Source organism: Corallococcus terminator, from assembly GCF_003611635.1.
GTDB classification, from domain to species: Bacteria; Myxococcota; Myxococcia; order Myxococcales; family Myxococcaceae; genus Corallococcus; species Corallococcus terminator.
Genome location: NZ_RAVZ01000578.1, coordinates 1 through 2,993 on the forward strand (window position 1 = coordinate 1; position 2,993 = coordinate 2,993).

General features: G+C 70.6%; 4 protein-coding genes. 3 read left to right on the top strand and 1 reads right to left on the bottom strand.

From position 1 onward, the window contains the following. Positions 1-110: 110 nt before the first annotated feature. Entirely contained in the window at positions 111-779 is a 669-nt protein-coding gene (locus D7V88_RS40255; RefSeq protein WP_120545794.1) for a hypothetical protein, read from the bottom strand. A gap of 151 nt (positions 780-930) precedes the next feature. Here D7V88_RS40255 and D7V88_RS40260 point away from each other — a divergent pair, with 151 nt between their 5' ends. The 3 genes from D7V88_RS40260 to D7V88_RS40270 form a co-directional block, all read left to right on the top strand. Further along, positions 931-1,410, top strand: coding sequence for a hypothetical protein (locus D7V88_RS40260; RefSeq protein ID WP_120545795.1), 480 nt, complete (start codon positions 931-933; stop codon positions 1,408-1,410). Positions 1,411-1,563: 153 nt separating this feature from the next. After that, on the top strand, positions 1,564-2,661 hold the full coding sequence (locus D7V88_RS40265; protein WP_120545796.1) for a 6-phosphofructokinase: 1,098 nt from the start codon (positions 1,564-1,566) through the stop codon (positions 2,659-2,661). Between the two features lie 20 nt (positions 2,662-2,681). Further along, a partial coding sequence (locus D7V88_RS40270) for a protein kinase domain-containing protein (protein ID WP_147449100.1) occupies positions 2,682-2,993 on the top strand: 312 nt, incomplete at its 3' end.

The following is a 2,993-nucleotide window of genomic DNA, read 5'->3' on the forward strand; positions in this document are numbered from 1 at the left end:
GGCCCGGGGGCACGAGGGGCCCCTGCGCGAGCACGGCGACAAGAAGGAGGGAGAACATGGGCGCGGCACCGTATCCCAGCGCGAGCCGCACCGGGGATGCGTCGCACGGGCTATGCGGAAGCGGACCCCTCCCCCTGCCGACGGCGTCGCCAGGCCGCATAGGAGACGAGCAACGCCCCCGCCAGGGTGCCCGCCAGCGCTCCGGCGAGCCGCTTGGAGATGACGCCCGTCACCGGGGCCTCCATCCGGAAGGTCTCCAGCGAGGCGCGCACCCTTGGGGCCATGGCATCCCAGCGGGCCGCGGGCGCGCTCACCGTGACCACGGCGTGGCGCCCCTCCGACGCGAGCCCCGTCACCAGCACCGTGCGCACCTGCCCCGCCTCGCGCAGCGTGCCCAGCACCTCCACCCGGGGCACCGGCCCTCCAATGCGGTCCACCCGCTCCGGTGTCAGCGCCACGCCCAGCTCGCGCTGGAAGTGCTGGACCACGGCGGTGGAGAACGCGTCGCGTTCCGAAGGACTGGCGGAGAAGCCCCCGTCCACCACGGCGATGAGGAACGTGGCCGCGTCCGGGCCCTCTCCATCCGCCAGCGCCGCGGACAGTCCGCGCGTGCGCGTCACATCCTCCGACACCGCGCCCGCGTGAGAGCCGGCGTAGCGCTCCCAGCGTGTCATCCGGAACGTATCCGGCGGACGGAAGCTGTAGCCGTCCCGCCGCAGCTCCGTGCCCAGCGCACCGGACAGCGACAGCCAGACGCCGGTGAGGACGGGCAGGAGCACGAATGCAAGGATACCGTGAAGCCTCGCGGTGGATCACACCGCACGTCTCGAATCACGCACCCACGCGTGGAGTGGGGCCTTGCGGCCCACCGAGCGCTCCTGTTTGAGCGTGTGACATCCCGGGCGGGCACCGGCTACTGTCCCGCGCGAGATGACTCCTGCCGTCCGGGCCGACATGGAAGCACGTGCCGACCGCGCCCTGCGCCGGGGTGAGCTGGTCGAGGCGTTCGAGCTGTTCGAAGACCTGTCGCGCGCCTTCCCCCAGGAAGAGGCCCTGGCGCTCAAGCTCGCCCACCTGCGCGATTCCCTCCTGCCCCAGGAGCTGCAACACCTGCGCAACCGCGTGCGGGAACCCCAGCGGCTCCCGTTGGGCCCCGCGTCCGCCATGCAGGAGGGCGAGCGCCTCTTCACCCTGGGCGACTACGTGGGCGCCGCCGCCGCCTACCGCCGCGCGCTCCAGGAACGTCCGGGCAATGAATTGGTCCAGGAACGTCTGGAAGAGTTGTACCGGATGGCCCGCGAGATGCCCGTGCAGTCCCCCACCGACAAGGCCCTGCCCCCACAGAAGGAGGACCGGCTCCAGGCCCTCCTGGACCGGCTGGCCTCCCGGCGCCGCCTCAAGCGCGACTGAGGGGTGTCCCCCTCGTCCGTCCGAGCGGGATCCGACGCGACGCGTGATTCGTGCGTTGCGCACCCTGGAGGTGGCACCTACAATCCGCACCGACGTTGCTGTCATAGTGTCGCCCGTCCCTACTGACACCTACGTCCGACTTTTCCTGGCCCTATGACCCGACCTCTCCGACTCGGAGTCCTCACCGGCGGTGGCGACTGCCCGGGACTCAATGCGCTCATCCGTGGACTCGTCCGGCGCGGCGCGCACGAGTTCGGGCATTCGTTCGTCGGCATCGAAAACGGCTTCATGGGGTTGATGGAGCCGGAGCTCGTCCGCCCGCTCGGCGTGGAGGACACGCGCGGCATCCTGCCCAAGGGCGGCACCATCCTGGGTACGTCCAACAAGGCGAACCCGTTCTCCTACCCGGTGCGCGAGGGCGCGGCCTGGGTGGAGCGGGACTTGTCGGACCACGCGATGCGCCGCTGCGAAGAGCTGGCGCTGGACGGGCTCATCGCCATTGGCGGGGACGGCACGCTGTCCATCGCGCACCGGCTGGCGGAGAAGGGGCTGAAGGTCGTCGGGTGTCCGAAGACCATCGACAACGACCTGTGCGGCACGGACCAGACGTTCGGGTTCGACACCGCGCGGCTCATCGTCACGGAGGCGTTGGACCGGCTGCACTCCACCGCGGAGTCGCATGACCGGGTGATGATCGTGGAGATCATGGGCCGCAACGCGGGCTTCCTCACGCTGGAGAGTGGCATCGCGGGCGGCGCGGACCTCATCCTGCTGCCGGAGATCCCCTACCGCGTGGAGGCCATCCTGGACACGCTGCGTCGCCGGGCCACGCGCCGCCGCAGCTTCTCCATCATCGCCATCTCCGAGGGCGCGTACCCGGAAGGCGGGGTGCTGTCCGTGCTGGCGCAGGCGGCGGACATCCCGGGCCGGGGCGTGGTGCGGCTGGGCGGATCCGGCAAGGTGTGCGCGGATTTGCTCGCCAGCCACATCGATGCGGAGATTCGTGTCACGGTGCTTGGCCACCTGCAGCGCGGTGGCAGCCCGAGCGCGGCGGACCGCGTGCTGGCGACGCGCTACGGCTGCAAGGTGCTGGACCTGGTGCGGGATGGCGAGTGGGGGCACATGGTGGCGCTCAGGAACAATGACATCGTCAGCGTTCCGCTGAGTGAGTCGCGCAAGGAGCGCCGCGTGGATCCCCGGGGTGACCTGGTGCGTTTCGCGCGGAGCATGGGCATCGGTTTCGGGGACTGAGGGAGGAAGCGCACCACGCCATGTCGCTCGTCGGCCGCCATATCGGTCGCTATCGCATCCTGGAGGAGCTGGGCTCCGGGGGCATGAGCGTCGTGTACAAGGGGCTCGACACCGCCCTGGACCGCGAGGTCGCGGTGAAGGTGCTGCACCCGCACCTGGCCGGCAAGGACGAGTCCCGCCGGCGGCTGGCCCGCGAGGCGCGCGCCGTCGCGAAGCTGCACCATCCGAACATCCTGGAGGTCTTCGACTTCTCCTCGGCGGAGGCGCACGACGCCTTCATCGTCACCGAGTACATCCGCGGCCGCACGCTCAAGACGTACCTGGACGACGGC